The organism is Pseudoflavonifractor sp. AF19-9AC, assembly GCF_003478995.1.
Classification (GTDB): domain Bacteria; phylum Bacillota; class Clostridia; order Oscillospirales; family Oscillospiraceae; genus Lawsonibacter.
Genome location: NZ_QUGI01000003.1, coordinates 287281 through 308555, shown reverse-complemented (window position 1 = coordinate 308555; position 21275 = coordinate 287281). Strand labels below are relative to the sequence as shown.

Below are 21275 nucleotides of genomic sequence, written 5' to 3'. Positions count from 1 at the left end.
TCACGCACTCTGGGCCAGCTCCCGCGCGATCCGTTCCTTGGACAGGGCAGCGTAGGCGTCGGTGACCTCGATGCCAGTGGCGGAGTAGCCCTCCAGCACGGCGGCCAGCACTGTGCTGCCGGAACCGGCAAAGGGGTCCAGGATACGCCCTCCCGGCTCCGTGATCTTTACCACATCCCTCATGAGCTGCAGAGGCTTCTCCGTCAGATGGATGCGGTTCTGGGGATTGCCATACTTGAATACGCCGGGCAGACAGGGGACGGGTCTGCTGATAGGCATATCTCCGTTGGACCCCCAGACAATGTACTCGGCCTGCTGGCGGAAACGGCCCTTCTGGGGACGGCTGTTACCTTTGTCCCAGACAGCTGTGCCGCGCCAGATCCACCCCGCCCACTGGAGCGCATCGGTGGCTGCGGGGAGTTGACGCCAATCGATGAACATGCACACAGGGGCACCGGGTTTACAGACCTTGCGGGCGTCATAGAGCCATTCAGCGGCCCAACGGGTCCAGGATCGCTGATCCTTGGAGTCGCCGTCAAAGGGAGGGGGCGCGCTTTCTCCCATGCTGGAATATTTCTTGTCGGTAGACTTGTTTTTCTCAGCCTGGGTTCGGCCCCCAGAGGCATAGGGGGGATCGGTGATAACCGCATCGAAGGTGTTAGGGGCGAACTCGCGCAGAACCTTCAGCGCGTCGCCGTGGATGATCTCCCATTTATCGTTCATGAGAATCCCTACCTTTCTTTTTGTTGGATTTTTTTGGGGGTTGTTTAGCGGAGAGCTCCGTCTCCACATACTCGCTGATGATATGCAGCGCCTGATCATAGTCACGGCAGGAGGTGACGCGATCAATCATCTCCTTGTTCTGATCATGCATGCCTGCCATTTGGAGCAGTTGGGAGGCAGTACCCATAATAGAGAAGATATTGCCATCTCGGCCCAACAGCTCCATTTTGGGCTTTACGAGCTTCTGCTCCTGGATAAACCCGCCCAGCCGGTTGGGTACATAATCACTGAGCCAAGTGCCGCCAAATTGACTGTGCGTCTGAATCCGCCACAGCGCAAGCTTTCCCACATTCAGCTGCACCCCCTCAAAAGAGAACATCAGGTTTGTGAGACCATCGTGCTGAAATGTGGCTGCATGTTCAAATTTGGTCCCATTCAGCAGGATTCCTTCCTGGGTGAGCAGATCATTGATGCCGTCCACCCATTCCTGAAGGTCGCCGCCGCAGCCCTGGAGGATCAGCCCCTCCTCGTTGGTCATGTGCCGCAGGTCCTCCGTGGTCTTTTCTTGGATCATTTGACCTCCTCGCGCTTGGCACTTTTCTTTCTTCTGGGCGAAGTGCGTCCCTTCGGTTTGGAATCTGTCACAACGGGGATGTCCAGTTTATTGGCACGATGGATCTCCGCCCACATCCCTTCCGTGACCGGCCCATAGACATTGACTTGCTGGCACTTTTCTACCAGCCGCAGACCCATCTCCCGTGCGGCCAGGTCCTGCGCCGGATCGCCCGGATCTGCGATGGGCGGGAACATGAGATGGGGGCAGACCGGGATGTCGCCCGCCTGAAAGACTTCCTGGGCTTTCTGTCTGGCAAACTCAATGTTTTTCTCCACCTCACCTCGGAGGGGGGCGCAGATGTACACCAATTTGGGGCCGTGGTCTTTTGCCGGGACTTGAATGCGAAAGGTCTCCACATAGTCGCTGGCCATTTGCCGGAGCTGCCGGTAGTCCTCCTGGGTAGGATGATAGGCATACCAATCGATCCGGTTACCATCTACCCAAATATGCGGGTCAACGCCATCCCGCAGGTAGGGGTTGTTGGGGATCTTCTGTTTCCCCCATACATCCTTGAACCGAAGAGTCAGCTTGTCCAACACACCCTGGTCGTTGTCCAGCAGCGTCAGGCGGAGAGCCGCATAGTGATCCGCATGACCCAGTGTAACAAATTCAGCCCTCACCTGACGGTTTCTGTCCAAGCCACCCAGGCAGGCACGGCCTACAAAGACCGGATCATGGATCACAGACCCATCCGCAAACAGTTTGCGGAGTTCCTGCTCAAAAAAGTTGCTCACTTAGTCACTCCTCTCGTGGTTTTGATGTGCAGAGACTTATCTGGAAATACTGTCCCGCTGTTTTCTCTTGGGCGACGATGGATGGATTTTGACCGGCTCCAGGGATGGCTCACGAAACATATTCAAGTATTGTGCCACGGTGCTTCGGATGGCGGCTCGGTCTGCAGCATTTGGTTTATACCCATACCACTCAACTGTTCCATTGTAGATCCAAATATGAGGAGCGACTCCATCCGGAAAATTAGGATTGTCAGGTATCATTTTGCGCCCAATGAGATCGACAATGGGAAGATCGATGTGGTCGACCAATCCGCTCAAACGGTTGATCACCTTCACAGAAAGCGAATCATAATTGCGCAGGACGGCGGGGTCATCGAATTCGATTCTTACTCGTAAATCTCCGCCCAGCGTGCCAAAGCAGGTACGCCCGATAAAAATAGGCTTATGGACGATTGTCCCATCTCCAAACAGATCCCGTAGTTCCTGTTCAAAAAGCGTGTTCATCGGCTCATTTCACGCCCTTTCTGTTTTTGGGGCGTGGGAGGGGGCGGTTGTTGAGGAGCTAGTTCGTCTCGGGACGAATCCCGGATCACAGAACGGCTTTTTCCATCCATGACCAAGGTGTCAAGAGAATCGTTACAAATCTCCTCACCACTGATGACCAGGGCAGTGTCGGTTAAATGCACATCGCCACACACCCTGCCATATACAGCGCAGGTGCCGGATAGAATAGGCGCACGTCCTGTGTCCGGTGAGTCCAAAACCATCCCGCAGTCGGACACTCTGGCGTGGCCGCATAGATTGCTACCTCGAATATAGGCATCATCCTCCGCGCGGGCATGGCCACTCAGAGCAGAACCTTGGGAAATATAGGCATTTCCGCAAACAATGGATTCTCCATATAGGGCCGAGCCCTTATCCACATAGGCGTCATTACACGCAATCGCGTCGCCAAAGATCCAGGCATCATCTCCCGTTTCAAATGAAAGGTTGCTCTCGCTCTCAACAAAGCCGCCCAGCTCCCCAGCCTTTACCTTTTTCCCAATATCCCTTAAGGCCCGAATACGATGAAGGAAGGGATACCTTTCGTGTGAGATCTCCGTGATTTCATATTTCTGATTGCTCGTTGTTCTCATCTCCTTTTTTATGCAGCATTTTGGAACAGACTCTCCTGCGCATCTTCCAGACGGAACTCCGCGTCGATGTCGGAGAAGGTCTCGCTGCGATTGAATTTCTCGCTTACCTTGTTGGGCAAGGCCTGCAGCTCCAACATCCGTTCCCACAGGTTTGGGTGGTAGTCATAGAGATGGCGCAGTTCTTTTCTTTTGGCGTTAGGGCAGAACCAGCAGCCCCCGCGGGTTGTAAATGTGTAGACAGGCGAAAGCAGCCCTGCCCGCTGGCAGAGCTGCTTTGCATCTTCCTCTGTACAGTTGTACTTGTCCAGTAAGGAGACCCGGTTTCCGGCCAATCGAAGCAGCCGTTCCTGCTCGTCCTTGGCGATCCCAATATACTGAACTGTGTCGGGCGGCAGCGATTTTTGGTATCGCAGGATCGGTTTCAGCTTGCAATCTCTCTGAACAGCACACCGTCCGCAGATGGGAAAAGAACGCAGAAGGCCCTTCTTAGGACCGCGGGTGATTTTGCCTGTGAAGAGATCCACATACGTTTTCTCACTGCGCAGGACAGTTACCTTCACACCCCTGCGTTCTAAAGCCGGAATGGCGGTGGTGTAAATAAAATCTCGGTGTTCCGGCACCTCGCCGGAGATCTCCTTGTCGAACATGACCTCACAGTATACTGCCTCATCCAGAGGCTCCCCATGTTCCAGAGCCAGTAATATGGTGGCAAGACTGTCCTTGCCAAAGGAACAGGAGGCAACATGTTTCAACGGTCCGACACACCTGCTTCCTTGATGCGACAGGCGTTACACAGTACCTCCGCTTTGTCCGTCTGCTCCCAGGGAGCGTCCGGATGGGTAAAGTGGCCATAGTTGCAGAACTGAGCGAAGATGGGCCTGTCCAGCCCCAAGGTGCGGCGCATCCCGGCGGGGGTCAGGTCAAAGACGGCCCGGACGGCCTGTTCCAGCACATCGTCCCGGTATTCGCTGGTTCCTTCGGTATCCACGTTGACCGCCACAGGCGCTGCCTTTCCGATGGCATAGGCCAGAGTGACGGTACAGCGATCCGCCAGACCGGCAGATACAATGTTTTTTGCTATATAGCGGGCCATGTAGGCTCCGCTGCGGTCCACCTTGGTGGAGTCTTTACCAGACAGTGCGCCGCCGCCGTGAGGGGCCAGTCCGCCATAGGTATCCACCATCAGCTTGCGGCCCGTAAGGCCGGTATCCGCCTCAAATCCGCCATAGACAAACCGCCCCGATGGATTGATCAGGATCTCCGTTTCCCCATCGAGCGGCAACTCCCGCAGTGCGGGATGGATCACATGGTCCATGAGTTCCTCCCGCAGTTGGTCCAGGTCTTTCTCCGGGTCATGCTGGCAGGACAGAACCACCGATGCAAGACGCACGGGGATATCGAAGTTGTACTCCACAGACACCTGCGCCTTGCCGTCCGGACGCAGGCCCTGGATCATCCCGGTTTTTCTGGCGTTGGTCAGCAGCCGGGTGAGCCGGTGGGCCAGGATGACCGGCAGAGGAAGATAGGATTCTGTCTCATCACAGGCAAATCCATACATGATCCCCTGGTCGCCAGCCCCAGTCTGGACTCCTTCCCGCACAGCGTGAGCAATATCGTCGCTCTGATCGTGGGTGATGACCTCGATCTCATAGTCCAGCCCAGTGTACCCAGCTTCCCGGATGGTCCGGCAGACAATGGAGGGGATATCCGGCATGACCTTTGCCGAGATTTCTCCGGCCACCAGCACTTTGCCAGCTGTGGCCAGTACTTCGCAGGCCACATGGGCGGAGGAGTCACCCTTGAGACAGGCATCCAGAACAGAATCCGCGATGGTGTCGCAGAGTTTGTCAGGGTGGCCCTCGGTAACAGACTCTGCGGTCAAAATGTATTTATCTCTCATGGTCGATTTTCCCTTTCTTTTTTAGGCTATGTCACAACAAACAGTTGATAAATAGCCATTTTTATAGGGGAGTATCAGAACTCCCCTACAAACTGTTATTTGCAGTTATCTATACTCATTTGGAATTTCGATATGAAGTGTCTCACACAATAACTTCACATCATGTGCATCATTTTCATCAAACTCGTATCCCAGATGGAACATTACTTGACTATATGGTTCAATACAGGAAACCTCTATTTCCTCAATTCTTCCTTTACCCGAAAAAGTTTCTACCGGAAAACAATCCCCATCATAAAGAATTTCACCTTCGTCCGTATATTCAAAACAATGCAAATCAATAATTCTGTTTTTCAAATCTTCCCATACAGTATGGTTCAATGTTGTATATTCCATCTTAATCTCATAAAAGCCATTAGCTTTCATTATTTCTATAAAGTTCTGATAATCGTTCTTTTCTACAAAAATGTCAATATCATTATGGGCTCTTGACTGATATCCAAGAAGAGCATCTACACCCCAGCCACCATCAAGAAAGACTTTAATCTCCGCATCTATTGCAAATTGAAGAATCTGTTTTACATCTGTTATATTGACCATCTTATCATCTCCACAAATTCTAATTAGGCGACCAGAGGAACTGCTGGTCTGTTTGATAAATCTCTGCATTTAGCAGTTTTCAATGTTGCCAAAACAAAAGTTAAGAAGATGTTCCTTTTCTCCATGTCGCTTTCTTTGGCGTAATTTACAAGGTTATTCCACACAAGATAGTTGTTCAGATACTTGGTAGAAACACCGTTAAAGCCACGCATAAACCTCTTTAGCTGGCTATGGTAGCTATTGATATGTTGGATATTATAAATGCCTTTCTTGGCTTTGCCAGTCTTTAACTGCACAAGGTCAATGCCATTGGCATTTGTAAATCTCACATAGGAGTTCATCTTGTCCGTAACAAGAGTGGAATTGGTCTTAATCCTACCATCATAAATATGATGTAAATCTCTTGTAGAAACTCTACCAGTATTCGTAATCTTGGAGATAGACAAGCCATTCCTATTAACCGCACAAGGAACACATACCTTTTCTTGGGACAAGCCTCTGATATGTGTAGAATGACCACGCTTATGAGCCTTGCGTGGCATAGCAAATGTCTTACTCTTGCTATGATTGCCCTTGTACGAGATGGCGAAAAAAGTTTCGTCAGCCTCAATAATGCCGTCAAGGGTAACATCGTCTGCCATATTCTGAAGTGCATCCAAAATCTTGTGTCTCCAAAGGAATGCGGTGTTTCTGTGAATCCCACAAGCAACAGCAGTCTTACGAATGGATAAGCCATTCATCATACAATCAATGTACTGCTCCCACACGGACAAGTCTTTTCTTGTACCAGACACAATGGAGTTCGTAGCAATCACGAAGGACTTGCCACAATCCTTACATACATATCGCTGTGTGCCATCTTTACGATGACCATTGCGAACCACATGGATACAGCCACAAAGAGGGCATACACGACCATTTGCAAAGCGTTCCTTTGCTACGAAATCTTCAATATTCAAAGACTTTACAAAGGCAGGACTTAAAAGCATTGTTTTAAGGCTTTCCTGCTCTGCGACAGTCAACTTACCGATAATATCTAATGCGTCTTTGATAGTAGGCATATCCAATTACCTCCTTCGGTGGTACTGTTTCTTACTATTATTATACGCTATTTCTCGTCAAAAATCAACCATTTGTTGTGACAGAGCCCTTTTTTATGTGTTGGTCGCCAACGATCCGTCCCTGTTCTCCGGCTGCCGTTCGCACAGGAAGGATCTGCATGTTGTCGTACAGGGACTTGTATCGCTGAATCTGCTCATCCGTCAGGGAAATAAACTCCTCCTGGCCAAGTCCAGCGACGAAGAAGGTGCCGCGGATGATGTCATAGGGCAGATAGTCCTTATCCAACAGCGGACGATTCATCGGCAGACCAAGGAGCTTTCCCTCAGAATTGCACACCAGGGCAACCGGCTCTTGGAACGGATACACAGCTTCAATATCTCCTCCTACGAGCTGCTGCATATCCGGGAGGCTTTCAATCTCCTGCACACGGCAGGGCTTTTGCGGTTCTACCACTAATACTTTCATGTGCGATCATTCCCCCGATTCCTTTTTTTCATTTTGCTGCCATATAGCGCATTGAAATCCGGTCTGGGGCGGTCTGCCCGCATCCGGTCCGTTCGATAACAGAAGATGTAGAATTTCTGCACTTGCGGGAAAAGCCGAAGGTGGTATCGATATTGGCTGCTGTCCATGCGGAATGCGTAGAAGGTCTGCCGATCAGACATTCGTGCCTCTGGATGCGCTTTGCAATACGTTTCCATGGCGGGAAAACTGTTCAAAGTACCATTGTTTCGCAGTTCATCCAGCAGTTCATTTAACTCTGCAAGAAAACCTGGAGACTCCAGATCACGGTTTTGCCGCATCCAGGTCACCGTGACACCGTCACCAATCTCTCGCCCTGTGAACACGCCTCGCAGGCAACCTACGCAGGCTGTCTCCTGCAATTTTGTTGTAAACAGTGGATTGAGGTCCCCGTTTGATGCATCATAGATAGAAAACTTTTTATCCGGCATCTTATCTCTCTTTTCCGTGCTGCTTTTTGGGGGATTTGGTCTGTTCTATATAGCCGCGATTGCGTTTGACTGTCTCCAGATCCAGTTCTTTGGCACAATGCTGCCACGCCTGTTTTAATTTGGACAGTGGCAGTCCGTTCTGCCGGTAGCCCTCCCGAATGCCCTGGTAATAATATTCCGAGGGCAGAGCAGGAGAGCGCCACCGATCCCCATCCGTCATCACGTAGGCCATGACAGTCAGCTGCCGCCCCGCATGATCCCGCACAGCAACAGACTCTTTTTCGTATAGGTGGGGATATCCCTCATAGAGATCAAGAGACCGCTCACAGCCCGGTGTGATCCGCCAAAGCAGGCCATGTACCTGCTGCCCTTCCTTGGGCTTGATGGTGGCAACGCCATTTCCGCTTGCGTTGCCGCGAAACAGCAGTTCATATCCCTCCAGCACGACAGGCCCCACCACCTGGGCCGCGGGACAGCGGTAGGCCATCTGATCCAGGTTAATGTTGCTGCCGTAGGCGAAATACAATTTATCTTCAGCTATGGTCCAACACCTCCAGTGCGCCGATCTTCGCCAGCGCCATAATCATGGTCTGCGCCTGCGCCTCTACACCACGATCCGGCAGGGGACAGTCCTGATCCGTCATGCGGATGAAATTGCTGCGAAGCTGCCAGATATAGCTCTCTGTGTCCGGAAACTCCGTGGGGTCAAAGGCAGCTTTCCGAAGCTGGTCCATGATTTCTGTCCCGGTACCCTCGTACACGGTATCTTCAATGCGTATTTTCATCGTGCCACCTCACTGCTTCGGTTTTTCTTTTTCTTATTGACATCGTAACTGTCCTTGTCATAGCGCCATGCCCGATCCCCGTCCAAGTTGGCCAGAAGATGATCCCGCGTGTGCTTGAACTCGGGTCCATTCAACCCAAGGCGTACCAGCCATACCCGAAAGGTGAACAGCTCATTATCGCTTTGCGTCTTGCGCATGACGGTGCTGCGCTGGGCGATAGCCTGGGCCGACATGGCAAGGCACAAATTCACATAGGCAGCAGCGCGGCCTGCGTGGAGGGTGGAATTAAAACAGCGGAATTCGACGGTCCCCCGGAAAAACACGGAATGGAGATTGAGCGCATAGTACCGTGTCCAGTTGTAGTGCTCCGTGCTGCCGTTATCCCCCTCATACCAGATGGTTTCCAGCTGTGTCAGATTTTTGGTTTCTTCGGATGAAAGCTTGCGTGCCTTTTGCAGCATGGGTTCCCGTACTTTCTGGCAATAGTTCGCTATGCGATAGGAGTTAACCTGGAGTGCCTTGAACAGAATATCTTCTTTGGAATACATAATGCCCAGCAGGTTTTTCAGGCTCTGGCGATTATGGTTTGCGGCATCCACATGGACATGGATACCGCAGGAGGAATTGACTTTTCCCCCTGCAGTGCGGACGCGGCGGACGCATTCCTGAAATTTGGGCAATTCCGCATAGGTCAGTTTGGGCGTGACCATTTCCACACGATACCTCGGATCTGAGGTAGAGGTGTATCTGGCACCCACTTTCTGTTCACCACGGATGCTGCTGTCACTCATCAGCCGCCATTCTTTTCCCTCCCCATCCCGCACATACCAGCTGTCGTAGTAGTCATCCCCACGGCGAGGCTCCGTCCCAAAATAATCTGCCAAGGCTTGTGCCGCCTGTTCACGTGTAATTCCGGTCAGTTCCACTTCCACGCCGAAACACTGATCTTTTAGTCCTACTTCATTCATGTCACTGCTCCCTTCTAAAAGATGTTTCAAAACCTTGCAAACACTGTATCCGTTCGAAAACCGCTGATCCCGGCGAACATATCAAAATAGCGTATCAGGTGATCTCATCTTCTTCCTGCTGCAGGGCAAGAAGAAAGCCGAGGACATCCTCATCCATGTCCCCGGCCTGCGTCTGCTGGCTTTTTTCTGTTGTCAGATCCAAATTGCGCAACTCTTCCCGGATCAGCCCCCGGATGGCAGACAGAAGGGCATCCTGTTCATGGGCTTTACACACCATCCGACACACAGCGTCTGTCCGCTGTCCGGCAGGGATGGAACTGAGAATGTGCCACGCCTCACGCTGTTGGGATGATGCCAGAGAAAAAGAAAGGTTGAGCCGCCGCTTACCCGCCATGGCCCACACCCCGCGACATCTGCCCTACAAGGCGCTCATATCCTTTGGCGTTCAGGGATACGTCATCCAGGATAAGTGGGCGACACAGGCCATCTGTGGCCGAAAGGTGGCGTTTTAAGAGCGCCGCTCCACCACCCAGGAAGATGGTGGGCATAGCTCGGATGTCCAGGCCGCTTTCTGTGACTGCCGAGAGCAGGTTTCGGGCATACTTGCCTGCCTGGGCGTGGATAACCGCCCTGATTCGCTCATCCATCCCGCCGGAGCTGCCCCGCAGGGCACTCTCGATCTGAGCGGTAGTCATGGACAGCCCAAACAACCGGCGCACCTGTTCGCTGATTTCATCGATACAGCGGATCATGCCCAGTTCCAGACTCCGGCAGGAGGCAGCGTTGGGGATGCGGTTGTCCAGACGCATCAGATCCACCGTCCAGCCGCCTATGTCTGCCACAATGACGGACGGCTCGTCCAGCAGCTCCGTCTGGGTCAGGACGGCAGCATAGCCCTGTGGAAACAGGGACACCTCTTGGATGGTGATGGTATAGTCCTGCCCCTCATAGCGGAAAGGAATGGCGCTCCCATCCCGGTACAGATACGAACGGAAGGACTTCTTGTCCCTGCCAAAGCTGGTCAGGGGCAGGCCCACCGCCAGGTGGATGCTGGCGGTGTGCTCCGCACCCCGGTGCTCCAGCTCCTTGGCGATGGCTGCCAGGGTAAGCAGATAGTAGTCCTCTGTTTGGGTCTTGTCTCTCTGGAGGGGCTGGCGACCGCTGCCCACTACATAGTATCTGCCGCCGTATTCCAGCACATCTTTCTGAGTGTACGGCTCATGTTCATATTCCACCAATCCGGTGGGGAACGAAAAATGTACAGTTTTCATGGCTGCGTAGCCATGATCAATGCCAATGATGATCGAGCCACTCATCGCGGCGTTCCTCCTTTTTTGCGGGACTTCGTTTTTTGGGCGCGCTGTTGTTTGTCAAATGTCTTTCCCTCAATTAGCAGTGCGTTTACATCAGACATCTCCAGATTCCACACATACGGGTGTATCTGGCTTCCGTCTGCCCCTCCGTATTTCTCGCACAATCTTGGCAAAAAATTCGGCAGGTCTTTCATTTCTCTTGGAAACTGAATGCCATCCTTGTACACGATCTCTCTTTTCAAAGATCTGTATAAGTCTTTTACATTTTTGGGTGCTTCTACATGATCTAGATATATATTTCGCCCTGTAAGCTGTTCATAGGCCCTGTAAGCAACATCGGAAAGGCCTCTGAAACAACAGTCTCCGTATATCTCCACGTCAGCCAGTGTATCCGGATCTTTTAAGACTGCCATATAAGTCTCCTTGCCCTGAGCGATCAGCCATGGCTGAAAATCCATAAATCCTTCGTCAGAACAACCGCGCTCCTTGACAATGCTGGCTGCGTCCCAAAGCCCATATTGGTCTGCCAATCTCGAATATATATATACGCATTTATGAAAAACCATGGCGGATTCAGGCCCCATGGAAATCAGACGATCTGTGAGAAAGTGCTCCATAGCTTTCATATCCTGGCCGCAAGCGGTTTTTGCTTGATAAATCAAATCCCAAAAAGCATCCGGATTGTCCTCTGTAATTTTAGTAACATGGTCTTGCTCTGCCGTAATGATCACCTCTTTTTATTTGCCCGGCATCCTGTGGCAACAGCCCCGTTCATCTGGAGTTGCGCCCGTTCCGACGGCGTTGTTTCTGTGTAACCCGCGCTGCCTGCTCATGCTCCAGTGGATTCAGATGGCAATTTTGCATCAGCGTTTCATATAATCTGCGTTCAAACTGTTGGTAGGCTGGTGCGGTAGTATCAATGGGTTGGAGGATTGCGTGTTCATAGCCAGTTCCGGGAACGATCTCCCAGCGGATGGCATGGAACTGATCCGCCAGCAGATAGCGCATGAGCTGATGACCGTTCATCATTTCAAACATCCCGCGGGAGTCCTCATAAGGGAACTGCTTATATAGCTCAAAGCCTGTCAGCCTTTGGGCTGTGAAGTACAGCTTGAAGCCCCCTGGGTCCAGTTCTGGGGCGATCTGCTCATAGAATGTCTTTGCGTCCATCTCAACCAGCCCTTCTCCACTTGTGGGACAGCCGTTCCAGAACAGTCAGCCTGCCGGACACTTTCCGCGCCGAGAGATCCAGCCCATTCATCTGGTTTTGGATGCGGCGGTGGATCTGCTTGAGCTGCCGCCTGTCGCCGCAGCCCTCCAGCACTACATAGCTGCCTTTTCCGTTGGCCAGCACCTCACGCCGCCCGGTATCATCCCGGAGACTGGCCATGAGACGCTGGCCCAGGCGCTTGCGGTAGCTGTCCTGGAGGGCCTCCACATCCCCGCACACGCCATGCTTTTTCAGGATTGCAGCGATCTCGCTGGAGTGGATCTCCATCCCCTCGAACAATGCCTCCAGGATCTCCTGCTCAGCCTCTGGCGGCAGTCTGGGCGGAGCAGTCGGCTTGGCACCCGCGTTTTCCCGGTTCATCGTTCTGCCTCCTTTCGCTTTTTTTGAGGGGAACGCGGTGTTTTTGCAGGCTGCGGATCATCGCGCCAGGTTTCCGGGGCCATGGTGTTGATATGGCGGAGCATATCCCGCACATTTGCACAGGTGAATTCCGGCTGTTCAAATCCATGGCGCTCCGTGTAGATGGTCCACTTATGGGTCTCATGGGGACTGTCCCGGATGACCACAAAATATCTCCCGTTGCGGTCACCATGCAGCGGTTCAAACCGCACGTCATCATAGAGCGGGCCGGACAGCGGGCAGTTGTTCTTGAACCAGACATAGTAGTGGTCCAGGATATAGGGGTCGGTGATCCCCATGACCACCTTGCTCAACTTCTGGAGCCGTCCGGCCAGCGCGTCATCCTGACAGAACCAGTCATACCACCCGGCCTCACACTGAACGGCACGATCTTTCGAGGAAAAATCCCCGGCACGGAACCGCTCCTGCCACTGGCGGACACTCATTTCCGTCATAGCGTCCCCCTCTCCGGCAGGAGGCGCTCCATGAGGTCGGCAATGGTCCGAAACACCTCCGCCAATTCACGGGATTCTTTCACCGTATCTTCCATCTCGTCCCTGGTCATGCGGGTGCATTTAGCCCAGATCCGGACATTTTCTTCTGTGGGGTCCAGCAGGACCGCCTTTTCGTATGCTTTGCAGAAGACTCCGGCGATCTTCCCCTCACGGTCGATCTCCGCGTCCTTTTCCTGGATTTCCTTTTTTGCTCTCAGGATGTCCAACGCCTCCTGGGCGGCCTGCTCCCGCTGCTCCTCCGGCAGATCCTCCACCTGCTTGGTGATCTGGTAGCCCTGGTTGATGGACAGTTCCTTCTTGTCCAGCGCCTCCTTGACCGCTGCGGGGGCGTGCTCGTTGATCTGCATAATACGCCCCATGGTCTGATCTCCGATGCCGACTGCCTGTGCCATCTCTTTACGCGTGTTCACAGGGGGGAGCGCTTTTGGTGAATTCACCAAAAGCGCTCCCTTGTCTGTTTTATCACCGCCTGCAGCGGATTGATTTGACTTGGCCCTGGCTTCGAGTTCCGGCTTGAGCTTCAGGGCGATCTTGCCCAGCTCCCACTTGTCCAGGTTGCGGCGGCCCTTCTGGGTGTCCAGCGCCCACTGCTTGGCCTCCAGCAGATCGTCAAAGGCGAACACCAGCATCTGATAGGGCAGGCCGTGCTTGTCGCACAGGGATTTTCGGTTATGCCCGTCAATGACGACCAGATCCTCATTGACGATGATGGAGGTATAGCACCCATTTTTCAGGAGATCCGCCTCCAGCGCACCGAGCTGCTCCTCGCTCAAAGGCGGGAGCAGCTCGGCCATCTCAGGCAGCACGACAGGGGTGCGCTCTGTGCTGCTGTAAATGATCCCAGTGTTCTTCATCAGGCGGCCTCACACTCGGCCTGGTTCTGCCCGGCAGCGGTTGCATCCTCTGCCCGACGGGGGGAGAGGAGCTCCACCTCCGTAGCCTTGATCAGGAAGCCGGGCTGGCGGGTGGGATCGTCAGAAAAAGTGATGGTCTCGAAGTCGCCGGAGGCGGCCAACTTGCAGCCCTTCCAGGCATAGGCGGCGCAGAACTCGGCCAGGGGACCGCGCACCTTGATGGAGATGAAGTCGGTGAGCCGGTTGCCCTCCTGATCTCGATAGCGGCGGTCCGAGGCAATGCGCAGGATGGCATAGGGCTTGCCCGTGGTTTCGTTCATCTTCAGCTCCACATCATTGGTCAGATTTCCAGTGGCAGTGATCTTCAACATCGTTCATTTCTCCTTTTTCTGTTAGAATAATTGGTTGTAAAAAAGAGGGGGACTCACAGCTTTTGTGAGTCCCCCAAGGGCTTAATACCCCGTCCGGGGCAGGGTGGGAATGACAGGTTTGCCGTACACCGTAGTTACCCAACGGCTGACGGCCTGCACCCACTGGCCGTTGTAGACGCCGCCCACGTCGGCCACATTGACAAAGGAGGTGGAGGCCAGGTTGGCCACGGCGGTGCAGTGGAGGTACGGCTTTTCTACCTGGGCAAAGCCAGCAGGGGCCTGTCCAAAGACGAACATGACCTCTGTGACCCGTTCATTGCTGGCAAGGCCCAGTGCGGTGGCCGAGGCAGCCAGGGTGTAGTTCTTGCTGGTGGACAGGTTGTCTGCCAGGGTCCGATACTCGCCGCCGTTCACACGATAGGTGATCTTATAGGTGCCGGGGAAGTTATAGGTTCCGGTGACCACCGTGTCCAGCCGTACCTCTGCGGGGAGGGTATCGCGCCAATAAAAGTTGTCCAGCCGGACATTGGAGCTATTGGCGATGCCGGAGAAGGTATAGCGTACCGGCTGGCCTGCCATGATCTCCTTGGGGCCGGTTTTGGTGATGGATACGCCGGTAGTTAGGCTCTTGTTGGTCACCTCAAATTTGACGATCTGTCCCTCATGTTCAAGATAGGCAGTGAGTTCCGTTTCATTTACGCCGTAATTGGCCGGAGCCTTGACCTCCCGTATGGTATAGCGGGAGAGAGGCAAAGGTTTGGACACGGCCAGCCCTCGGCTATCAGAGCGGATGGTGTCTACCAGGTTACCCGCTTTATCATAGATCTCAAACACGGCCCCCTCCAGCAGTGTTCCAGCAGGCAGTCCGTTGGTGGGGTTGTAGTCGGCGGACTTCTTGACGATTTGGATTTGTCCTGTGATGGGGGTATTTTCCCACTCTACCAATGTGGTTTCCCCAGCTTTGACATAGACTGTACGGAGTTGGGTGTCTGGGATATACCCCTCATTCTCCAGTTCGCGCAGATAGTACCGGCCACTCTCGGTCAAGTCCTCAAACCAGGCATAGCCTCGGTCGTCGGTGGTCTGCTGGTCGATGGGGTTGTGGCCGCTGTCATACAGGATGAACGACACACCAGGGATGCCCTTACCATCAGCAGTAGAAATTTTGTGAAGCAGGATGCCGGACATGGGCGCATTGGTTACGGTCAGTTTCGTGGTCTGCCCATTCTTTATGGTGAAATAATGGGGCGTGCTGTCCAGCTTGAACCCCTCGGCACTCTCGATCTCCACGGCATAATAATTGTTATCCTCCAGTGTTACAAAGACGCTGCCGCTCTCCCCGGTGGTCACGGTGTCCACCAGGGCATCATCCGACACCCGCCGGATTTCAAAGGTGGTATTGGGGATGCGCTCCGTCTTGTCCGCTTCGGAGACTTTAATCAACTCCACGCCGCCCACAGCATTGTTATAAAATCGGATCGTCTGTGTGTCATTGGGGTTAATGGTGACAGTCTGGCTCTGGCTATCCGGGTCGATAGTGTACCCAGGCACGCTCTCAAGTTCAGTCACTACCACCGTGCCAGTGATCCCGGACAGGATGACCTTACCTGTGGAGTCGGAATAATAGATACCATTGCTGGACAACGTGCCTCCTGCGGCATCCACATACTGCCCATTGGCGTACTTAATCTCAAATTTGACGCCCTCCAGGGGGACTTCCGTAGAGCCGTTCCGTCCCCACTTCTCAATTACCAGATTGCCCAAAGGCTGGTTCCGAAATTCTACGGTGACGGTCTGGCCCTCTTTGACCTGAACGGTCTGAGGTGCATCATCCAGCAGGAAGCCGGGCTTGGCACGGGTTTCCTTGATGACCAGTGTAGTTCCAGGTTCTACCCCTTCCACCAGAAAACTGCCGGTGGAATCCGTCACGAACTTGCCGTTGGCATCACCCACCACGGAGCCGTCCGATTTTGTCACCAGGAACTCCACATCGGAGAGCGGGGAATTGTCTGCTGCCGATACCTTCTTGACCAGGACGCCTCCCTTGGGGGCGTTGGAGAAGTAGAGGGTCACGATGTCCTGATCCTCGCCGGAAATATAGAAGGACTGGGGCGCGGCGTCAATCACGTGGCTGCTGTCGCTCTCCAACTCCTCGCAGATGTAGTAGCCCTTTTTGAGCCCAGTGACAGTGAAGGAGCCGTTGGCCGAAGTCGTGTAAGTGCCGATCACGGTGCCACCGCTGCCGCTGACCTCACCACCCAGATATTTCAGTTGGAAGCGGCAGCCGGAGATTCCAGCCCCGGTCACGCTGTCCTGCTTGTAGACCACCAACGCTGACAGGGGGATGTTGGAAATGGTGATGGTCTTGTTTTCGCCGCCCTTGACATAGACCTCCGTAACAGGATTGTCGGGAGCCTGGAAGCCAGGCGCAGGTTTGGTCTCCTCAATTTTCAGCCAGCCATCCTCAATGGCCTCCAGGATGATCTGACCCGCCTCATCTGTCTGGAAGGTTCCCAGATCCCGCTGTTCCCCAGTTTCCGTCTTATTGCTGGACCATGTGATGTGAAACTCGGCGGATTCAATGGGGTCATGCGTGACGGAGTTTTCCTTCTGGATGGTGACAGACGGCTTTTTGTGGTTTTCAAAATATACCTCTCTGTCCCGATTGGGATAGAGAGTGACAAGCTGGCTGGGAGCGTCCGGCAGGTAAGGCGACGGCACAGACTTCTCGATTACCTCATAGACCATAGGCAGGAGGTTGGGGACCTTGGCGGAACCATCCGGGCCAGTGGTCACCTCGGCCACACTGTGGCCGTCTGCTGTCTTTACAAGGAAAACTGCGCCCTCCACGGGAGCGCCGCTGTCTGCGTCACGCTTCCAAATGGTGAGGTTTGGCCTCTTATCGTTCTCCAAAACGATGGTGCTGTCCTTACCGGGGAATAATTCTACATGATATTCCTTTTCGTCCAAAATGTGGTCTGATACTGTGTCGGTTTCCTTTAGGGAGTATACTCCGGGCTGTAAGCCCTCCCAAATGATCGTACCTGTGCTGGAAGTGGTCTGATCCATATACCGGCTGCCATCCTCAATCCGGGTCAGGCTGTATGTCACTCCGGCCAGGGCGGAGCCATCCGAACTGATTTTTGTGAGGCGGAGGGAAGGCAGCTTGCTGTTGGTAAAGACAAACTGGGCCGTCTCATTTCCATCCAGGTGGATGATCCGCTGTGCCTCGTCAATCACATATCCCGGACACTCCAGTTCAGTCACCACATAAGCGCCCACGGGGAGCTTGGAGAGGTCGATGGTCCCATCCTCCAAAGTCGTATATTCCTCCGGTCCCCAGGAGCCGTCCACCGCCTCAATGCGGAATTTGACATTGGCAATCGGCTTACTGAGATCCGCACTGTCTACCTTGATAAGATGGATGCCGGGCAGCTGGTCATTATAAAACACCCGTTCCACAATGCCCATGCCCGTGGTCAACTCCGCATATTGGGGGGTGGTATCTATAATATGCTCATCGTCTCCGGGGTTTCGTTCCTCGATCCGATAACTGCCCTCGGGCTGGTTGACCAGGAGAATTTCGCCCTGTTCATTGGTACGGAAGATGCCCAGGGAAACATTATCCCGGAAGATCTCAAACGCCACATCCGGCATAAGCTCCATCGTCTTTCGGTCATACTTGATGATCCGCAGACCAGGAAGTTCTTCATTGATAATGGTAGCGGTGGATTCCTCGCCTGACACCACATTGACCGTCTGAACGGTATCGGTCACAGCTTTCCAGCCCTCGATTCCTGCCAGCTCACGCACTTCCCATGCGCCGGGTTCAAGCTGGTCGAAGGTGATGGAACCTCCGGTGGTGGTCTGACCGCTCCGGGTCTGGCCGCTCTCCAAGTGCTTGATCTGGATGGTTACACCGGAAAGTAGATCTCCAGTGTCACTCTTTTTCTCCACCCGAAGTGAGCCGTAGGGGGCGTTCCAGAAAGTCAGGGTTGCAATCTTGTTGTACTCCACATCCGCGTGCTGGGTGCGCTCATCCGGCAAAAGATGATACCGGGGCGGGATCTCCTCGGTTACCGTATAGTGGCCCTCAAGGGTCAGAGGGATTACCACGGTCCCGTCCGGGCCAGTAGAGAAAGAGCCAACCTTGCGTCCCTCTGGATCGTACACAGAGAACACCGCGCCCTCCAGTGGGATTTTTGTGCCCTCCTCCAGCTTTACGATTTTCAGCGCGGTCTCATCCGGGTCGGGGTCCTGACCGTCATAATAGTTGCTGATAGCAGCCACATCCAGCCGTACATTGTTATCTAGGTCGCAGATATAATTTTGCAGGTCGCCGTACTTATCCTTCTCCTGGCAGATGGCATACATGGCGGCATACTGCGCCACGGAGGCGGACAGTGCAAGCTGGACGCTGCCACTTTGGTTCTGGATGGATTCCGCGGGGTACAGCACCTTGAATTGAGCGGAGTAGCCGTCTCCGGTTCCTTCCGCAGCAACAGAGGTCACATCCTGGTTGTCCATGTTGACGATCCGGGTGCCATTGGGAACGGCGGAGGGGTCCTGGAAGGCGACAGAAATGTCGTAATCGTAGACCCATGTCTCGCTCCAAACCGTAAACACCTGCTGATAGTAGTCCTTACCCTCAACACTGACAGGATAGGCCACGGAATGGTCTGGGGTGGCTGTCATTTTGGGCGTGAGCATATAGTTGTAGGTGGTGCCGCGCTTGTAGATGTCCTTGGCGGCGGCCAGGATGCGGTTGCCAATGTCCAGTTCAGAACCGGAAAGGCCGGGGGCCACCTTTAGATTGTTGATGTCCCAGGTGGAAAGCAAATAACACCAGAGGGCCATCTTTGTGGCGTAATACGCCTGATACTTGTTATCCAAATTCAGTTCACCCAGACTGCGGTGGGGGTAACCGTTGGAGATAATGCCCACCACCTTGGGATCGCTGGAGCGTTCCTCCGCAAGATATTTAATGCTTTCGCCGGGTTCTACCTTTTGGGGAACACCTTTGAGATACGGATTCACACAATATGCCGGAACTTCTTTGGTTGTCCCATCATTGCTCTTATACATGAAATAGGTGTAGTCTTGCTTCTTGACAGCGCCGTTGATGGACAGATAACCCAGCTCATATCCGCCGTTATAAATGTCCACTTCGCCCAGCGCCGCTTCTACACTATCCGCGGCCCAAGCGGAGGTCGGAAGAATTCCAAGCAGCAAAACGCAGGCCAAAAACATTGAAAGCAGTTTTTTCATAAGCCCTCCTTAAAATGGACAGAAAGAGGCATGAACAACAATCTGTTCATCACCTCTTTCTGGAAGTAATTCAGTCAGGGTTTCGCAGAAACTAAGCGAAAAAAACGCAGTGCATTTCCCAATTTGGGAGATGCACTGCGTTTAGCATTCCACAGCCTGGACACACCAGCGGTATGCCCGCTGATCCCGCACACAGGTAAACAACGTGATACGGTTGTCACTGGTAGTGGCGGTGCCGCTGGTATCTGTCTCCAATACCTTTTCTACACTGACCACCTGATAGGTGCGTGTGCCCAGCTTGGTGGTCCAGGTAATGGTATCGCCTGGCTCCAGGGTATGCAGGTCTCCAAAATCATCCCGGACCCCGCGGTTGTGACCCGCAATGCAGCAGTTGCCGTCCCAGATACTAGTGCCAGGGAAATGACCGGCCCCTTTTGCCAGAGTGCTGCTGTCTGTCCCTTCGTAGACCTTGGTAGACAGGCCGATAGCCGGGATCTTGAGCGTCCCCAGATGTCCGCCGGAGTAGTAGAGATCGCTGGTGACGGCAGTATAGCCGACGTCCTGGCCAGAACTGCCCCCATTTTCTGTGTCGATCACAGGATAGTTGACGCTCCCTGTCTGGGACACCAGCCCGCCGCCATCCAGAGCGCTGGGGATAAGATTGGGCGTCAGAGGGTCGCCGCTGCCGGGGAGGTAACTGGTAGGCGTGCCAAATCCAGGCGGGATCAGGGCGGTGTTCTTACTCCGGTCTACATTGGGATCTTCCCATTCGTAGATGGTGTCATCGCTGGTAGGTCTGCCGAACAGGTAATCGTCCGGGGCCTCCATGGTATATTCCAGGGCGCTGGCCTGGCCCACACATAGGGCGCATAGCATGGTGGCCAGCAGAAGTGCTCTCAGCTTCAGTTGAATCAGCTCCTTCCTTTGTACCGCTTGAACAGGAAAACCCCACCTGCAGTCAGTAGGAGAACCGCACCGCCAATCAGGAGGGGCTGTTTGATGTCAATTTCTGCCGTGGCCCCATTTGAGTTTTCGCTGGAAGGGGTATTTGTGGGGGCTGGGTCTGTCTGCGCCTCGGGGACCTCCATGCTGCCGAAAATGGCGGTATAAGTCAACACAGAGCAGTTGGTTTTGGAAACTTGGCCGGTATAGTCTGCCGTAACAGTGTAGCCGGTAGCATAGGTGCTGCTGGTAGTGCCGGTATATTTGGCGGTGGCAGTATATCGGGTGACGGCCCCATCCGCCCCGGCTTCACTGGTCTCGGCCCACTGGACGTCTGCCAGAGTCAGGCTTTTTCCATTGTCCTCAATGCTCTTTGGAATCAAAGATAGATCCGCTTCCGAGAGATTGGGATAGGTGCGGGTGGCGGAGAGATCCTTTGTCCGGGTAGCATAACCGTCTGCCGCTACCTTAACAGTGGTATGATCCAGTGTCAGAGTGCCGGTATAACCGTCCTCTGTGGTTACCTCCATCTGTGGTTCCAGACTCTGGAGGATCTTCTCCATATTGTTGGTCTCGCTGGCCAGAGTTTTGGTCTGGGTGATGGTCTGGATGTCCACCCCAACCTCGTCCTTCCGCGTCATATCCAGCAGATAATAGAGGCGGCCATCCCGCTCAAAATCCTCGGTGGGAATCTGGGATGGGTCATCTGCCAGGGACAGCTGGTACACTTTCTTGATCCTGGGGCTGTCTCCCTCCATATACTCCTCCACCGATGTGGGGTAGTAACTGGCACTCTGCTCCGGTTCAACGGCCAGAGCAGGGACAGATGCCGCCAGGAGCAGGGTCAGGGCGCACATCGTGGTCAAAATGCGTTTCATACTGGATTCCTCCTACAACAATTTTTC

25 protein-coding genes are annotated in these 21275 nt (G+C 53.7%); all 25 read right to left on the bottom strand.

Annotated elements, in window-relative coordinates; translation table 11 throughout:
- Complete coding sequence (locus tag DWX58_RS07095) at positions 1-723, bottom strand: DNA methyltransferase (protein ID WP_008980736.1); 723 nt, start codon at positions 721-723, stop codon at positions 1-3.
- Positions 713-1297 (bottom strand): hypothetical protein, encoded by a 585-nt coding sequence (locus tag DWX58_RS07090; RefSeq protein WP_118642365.1) that lies wholly within the window; start codon positions 1295-1297, stop codon positions 713-715. Before DWX58_RS07090 ends, DWX58_RS07095 begins: the two co-directional genes overlap by 11 nt.
- Positions 1294-2073, bottom strand: coding sequence for a DUF4406 domain-containing protein (locus DWX58_RS07085; RefSeq protein WP_118642363.1), 780 nt, complete (start codon positions 2071-2073; stop codon positions 1294-1296). Before DWX58_RS07085 ends, DWX58_RS07090 begins: the two co-directional genes overlap by 4 nt.
- Positions 2074-2109: 36 nt before the next feature.
- Entirely contained in the window at positions 2110-2577 is a 468-nt protein-coding gene (locus tag DWX58_RS15120; RefSeq protein ID WP_147382247.1) for a hypothetical protein, read from the bottom strand.
- On the bottom strand, positions 2574-3209 hold the full coding sequence (locus tag DWX58_RS07075) for a hypothetical protein (protein ID WP_118642359.1): 636 nt from the start codon (positions 3207-3209) through the stop codon (positions 2574-2576). The genes DWX58_RS15120 and DWX58_RS07075 overlap by 4 nt, the downstream gene beginning before the upstream one ends.
- A gap of 8 nt (positions 3210-3217) precedes the next feature.
- Positions 3218-3961 (bottom strand): phosphoadenosine phosphosulfate reductase, encoded by a 744-nt coding sequence (locus DWX58_RS07070; RefSeq protein ID WP_118642357.1) that lies wholly within the window; start codon positions 3959-3961, stop codon positions 3218-3220.
- Entirely contained in the window at positions 3958-5109 is a 1152-nt protein-coding gene (metK, locus tag DWX58_RS07065) for a methionine adenosyltransferase (RefSeq protein WP_118642355.1), read from the bottom strand. Before metK ends, DWX58_RS07070 begins: the two co-directional genes overlap by 4 nt.
- A 105-nt stretch (positions 5110-5214) precedes the next feature.
- On the bottom strand, positions 5215-5709 hold the full coding sequence (lnu(C), locus tag DWX58_RS07060; RefSeq protein WP_019543803.1) for a lincosamide nucleotidyltransferase Lnu(C): 495 nt from the start codon (positions 5707-5709) through the stop codon (positions 5215-5217).
- Between the two features lie 23 nt (positions 5710-5732).
- The gene (locus DWX58_RS07055; RefSeq protein ID WP_002837184.1) at positions 5733-6770 is read right to left on the bottom strand and encodes an IS1595-like element ISSag10 family transposase; all 1038 of its coding nucleotides are present in this window, start codon (positions 6768-6770) and stop codon (positions 5733-5735) included.
- Between the two features lie 64 nt (positions 6771-6834).
- Entirely contained in the window at positions 6835-7236 is a 402-nt protein-coding gene (locus DWX58_RS07050) for a DUF3846 domain-containing protein (protein WP_118642353.1), read from the bottom strand.
- Positions 7233-7724 (bottom strand): hypothetical protein, encoded by a 492-nt coding sequence (locus tag DWX58_RS07045; RefSeq protein ID WP_118642351.1) that lies wholly within the window; start codon positions 7722-7724, stop codon positions 7233-7235. The genes DWX58_RS07050 and DWX58_RS07045 overlap by 4 nt, the downstream gene beginning before the upstream one ends.
- A gap of 1 nt (position 7725) precedes the next feature.
- Positions 7726-8250, bottom strand: coding sequence for a gamma-glutamylcyclotransferase family protein (locus DWX58_RS07040; RefSeq protein ID WP_118642349.1), 525 nt, complete (start codon positions 8248-8250; stop codon positions 7726-7728).
- 7 nt (positions 8251-8257) lie between these two features.
- Positions 8258-8509 (bottom strand): hypothetical protein, encoded by a 252-nt coding sequence (locus tag DWX58_RS07035; protein WP_008980748.1) that lies wholly within the window; start codon positions 8507-8509, stop codon positions 8258-8260.
- The gene (locus DWX58_RS07030; RefSeq protein ID WP_008980749.1) at positions 8506-9477 is read right to left on the bottom strand and encodes an amidoligase family protein; all 972 of its coding nucleotides are present in this window, start codon (positions 9475-9477) and stop codon (positions 8506-8508) included. Before DWX58_RS07030 ends, DWX58_RS07035 begins: the two co-directional genes overlap by 4 nt.
- Positions 9478-9571: 94 nt before the next feature.
- A complete protein-coding gene (locus tag DWX58_RS07025) occupies positions 9572-9754 on the bottom strand; it encodes a hypothetical protein (protein ID WP_118642606.1) in 183 nt (60 codons plus the stop codon).
- A 106-nt stretch (positions 9755-9860) separates the two neighbouring features.
- Entirely contained in the window at positions 9861-10793 is a 933-nt protein-coding gene (locus tag DWX58_RS07020; protein WP_118642347.1) for a ParM/StbA family protein, read from the bottom strand.
- Positions 10790-11521, bottom strand: a complete 732-nt coding sequence (locus DWX58_RS07015; RefSeq protein ID WP_243093297.1) for a DUF4240 domain-containing protein — start codon at positions 11519-11521, stop codon at positions 10790-10792. Before DWX58_RS07015 ends, DWX58_RS07020 begins: the two co-directional genes overlap by 4 nt.
- Before the next feature lie 40 nt (positions 11522-11561).
- Positions 11562-11960, bottom strand: a complete 399-nt coding sequence (locus tag DWX58_RS07010; protein WP_087937033.1) for a hypothetical protein — start codon at positions 11958-11960, stop codon at positions 11562-11564.
- A 1-nt stretch (position 11961) separates the two neighbouring features.
- Positions 11962-12381, bottom strand: coding sequence for a synapsin-1 (Synapsin I) (locus tag DWX58_RS07005; protein ID WP_087937034.1), 420 nt, complete (start codon positions 12379-12381; stop codon positions 11962-11964).
- Positions 12378-12875: a hypothetical protein gene (locus tag DWX58_RS07000; protein ID WP_118642345.1), complete on the bottom strand. Its 498-nt coding sequence runs from the start codon at positions 12873-12875 to the stop codon at positions 12378-12380. The genes DWX58_RS07005 and DWX58_RS07000 overlap by 4 nt, the downstream gene beginning before the upstream one ends.
- The gene (locus tag DWX58_RS06995; protein WP_118642343.1) at positions 12872-13789 is read right to left on the bottom strand and encodes a hypothetical protein; all 918 of its coding nucleotides are present in this window, start codon (positions 13787-13789) and stop codon (positions 12872-12874) included. The genes DWX58_RS07000 and DWX58_RS06995 overlap by 4 nt, the downstream gene beginning before the upstream one ends.
- Positions 13789-14160, bottom strand: a complete 372-nt coding sequence (locus DWX58_RS06990; RefSeq protein ID WP_118642341.1) for a single-stranded DNA-binding protein — start codon at positions 14158-14160, stop codon at positions 13789-13791. The genes DWX58_RS06995 and DWX58_RS06990 overlap by 1 nt, the downstream gene beginning before the upstream one ends.
- Before the next feature lie 81 nt (positions 14161-14241).
- A complete protein-coding gene (locus DWX58_RS06985) occupies positions 14242-19428 on the bottom strand; it encodes a SpaA isopeptide-forming pilin-related protein (protein WP_118642339.1) in 5187 nt (1728 codons plus the stop codon).
- A gap of 141 nt (positions 19429-19569) precedes the next feature.
- Positions 19570-20304 carry a class D sortase gene (locus DWX58_RS06980; protein WP_118642337.1) on the bottom strand — a complete coding sequence of 245 codons (735 nt, stop codon included), beginning with the start codon at positions 20302-20304 and terminating at the stop codon, positions 19570-19572.
- Between the two features lie 35 nt (positions 20305-20339).
- Positions 20340-21248, bottom strand: coding sequence for a hypothetical protein (locus tag DWX58_RS06975; protein ID WP_118642335.1), 909 nt, complete (start codon positions 21246-21248; stop codon positions 20340-20342).
- Positions 21249-21275 lie beyond the last annotated feature (27 nt).

Excerpts from the sequence above, each read along its gene's own strand:
- DWX58_RS07050 (WP_118642353.1), bottom strand. The coding sequence starts at position 7,236 with ATGAAAGTATTAGTGGTAGAACCGCAAAAGCCCTGCCGTGTGCAGGAG.
- DWX58_RS07055 (WP_002837184.1), bottom strand. The coding sequence starts at position 6,770 with ATGCCTACTATCAAAGACGCATTAGATATTATCGGTAAGTTGACTGTC.
- DWX58_RS07030 (WP_008980749.1), bottom strand. The coding sequence starts at position 9,477 with ATGAATGAAGTAGGACTAAAAGATCAGTGTTTCGGCGTGGAAGTGGAA.
- DWX58_RS06975 (WP_118642335.1), bottom strand. The coding sequence starts at position 21,248 with ATGAAACGCATTTTGACCACGATGTGCGCCCTGACCCTGCTCCTGGCG.
- DWX58_RS06990 (WP_118642341.1), bottom strand. The coding sequence starts at position 14,160 with ATGTTGAAGATCACTGCCACTGGAAATCTGACCAATGATGTGGAGCTG.
- DWX58_RS07090 (WP_118642365.1), bottom strand. The coding sequence starts at position 1,297 with ATGATCCAAGAAAAGACCACGGAGGACCTGCGGCACATGACCAACGAG.
- DWX58_RS07010 (WP_087937033.1), bottom strand. The coding sequence starts at position 11,960 with ATGGACGCAAAGACATTCTATGAGCAGATCGCCCCAGAACTGGACCCA.
- metK (WP_118642355.1), bottom strand. The coding sequence starts at position 5,109 with ATGAGAGATAAATACATTTTGACCGCAGAGTCTGTTACCGAGGGCCAC.
- DWX58_RS07035 (WP_008980748.1), bottom strand. The coding sequence starts at position 8,509 with ATGAAAATACGCATTGAAGATACCGTGTACGAGGGTACCGGGACAGAA.
- DWX58_RS15120 (WP_147382247.1), bottom strand. The coding sequence starts at position 2,577 with ATGAACACGCTTTTTGAACAGGAACTACGGGATCTGTTTGGAGATGGG.
- DWX58_RS07020 (WP_118642347.1), bottom strand. The coding sequence starts at position 10,793 with ATGAGTGGCTCGATCATCATTGGCATTGATCATGGCTACGCAGCCATG.
- DWX58_RS07025 (WP_118642606.1), bottom strand. The coding sequence starts at position 9,754 with ATGGTGTGTAAAGCCCATGAACAGGATGCCCTTCTGTCTGCCATCCGG.
- DWX58_RS07045 (WP_118642351.1), bottom strand. The coding sequence starts at position 7,724 with ATGCCGGATAAAAAGTTTTCTATCTATGATGCATCAAACGGGGACCTC.
- DWX58_RS06985 (WP_118642339.1), bottom strand. The coding sequence starts at position 19,428 with ATGAAAAAACTGCTTTCAATGTTTTTGGCCTGCGTTTTGCTGCTTGGA.
- DWX58_RS07075 (WP_118642359.1), bottom strand. The coding sequence starts at position 3,209 with ATGAGAACAACGAGCAATCAGAAATATGAAATCACGGAGATCTCACAC.
- DWX58_RS07000 (WP_118642345.1), bottom strand. The coding sequence starts at position 12,875 with ATGACGGAAATGAGTGTCCGCCAGTGGCAGGAGCGGTTCCGTGCCGGG.
- DWX58_RS06980 (WP_118642337.1), bottom strand. The coding sequence starts at position 20,304 with ATGCTATGCGCCCTATGTGTGGGCCAGGCCAGCGCCCTGGAATATACC.
- DWX58_RS06995 (WP_118642343.1), bottom strand. The coding sequence starts at position 13,789 with ATGAAGAACACTGGGATCATTTACAGCAGCACAGAGCGCACCCCTGTC.
- DWX58_RS07095 (WP_008980736.1), bottom strand. The coding sequence starts at position 723 with ATGAACGATAAATGGGAGATCATCCACGGCGACGCGCTGAAGGTTCTG.
- DWX58_RS07005 (WP_087937034.1), bottom strand. The coding sequence starts at position 12,381 with ATGAACCGGGAAAACGCGGGTGCCAAGCCGACTGCTCCGCCCAGACTG.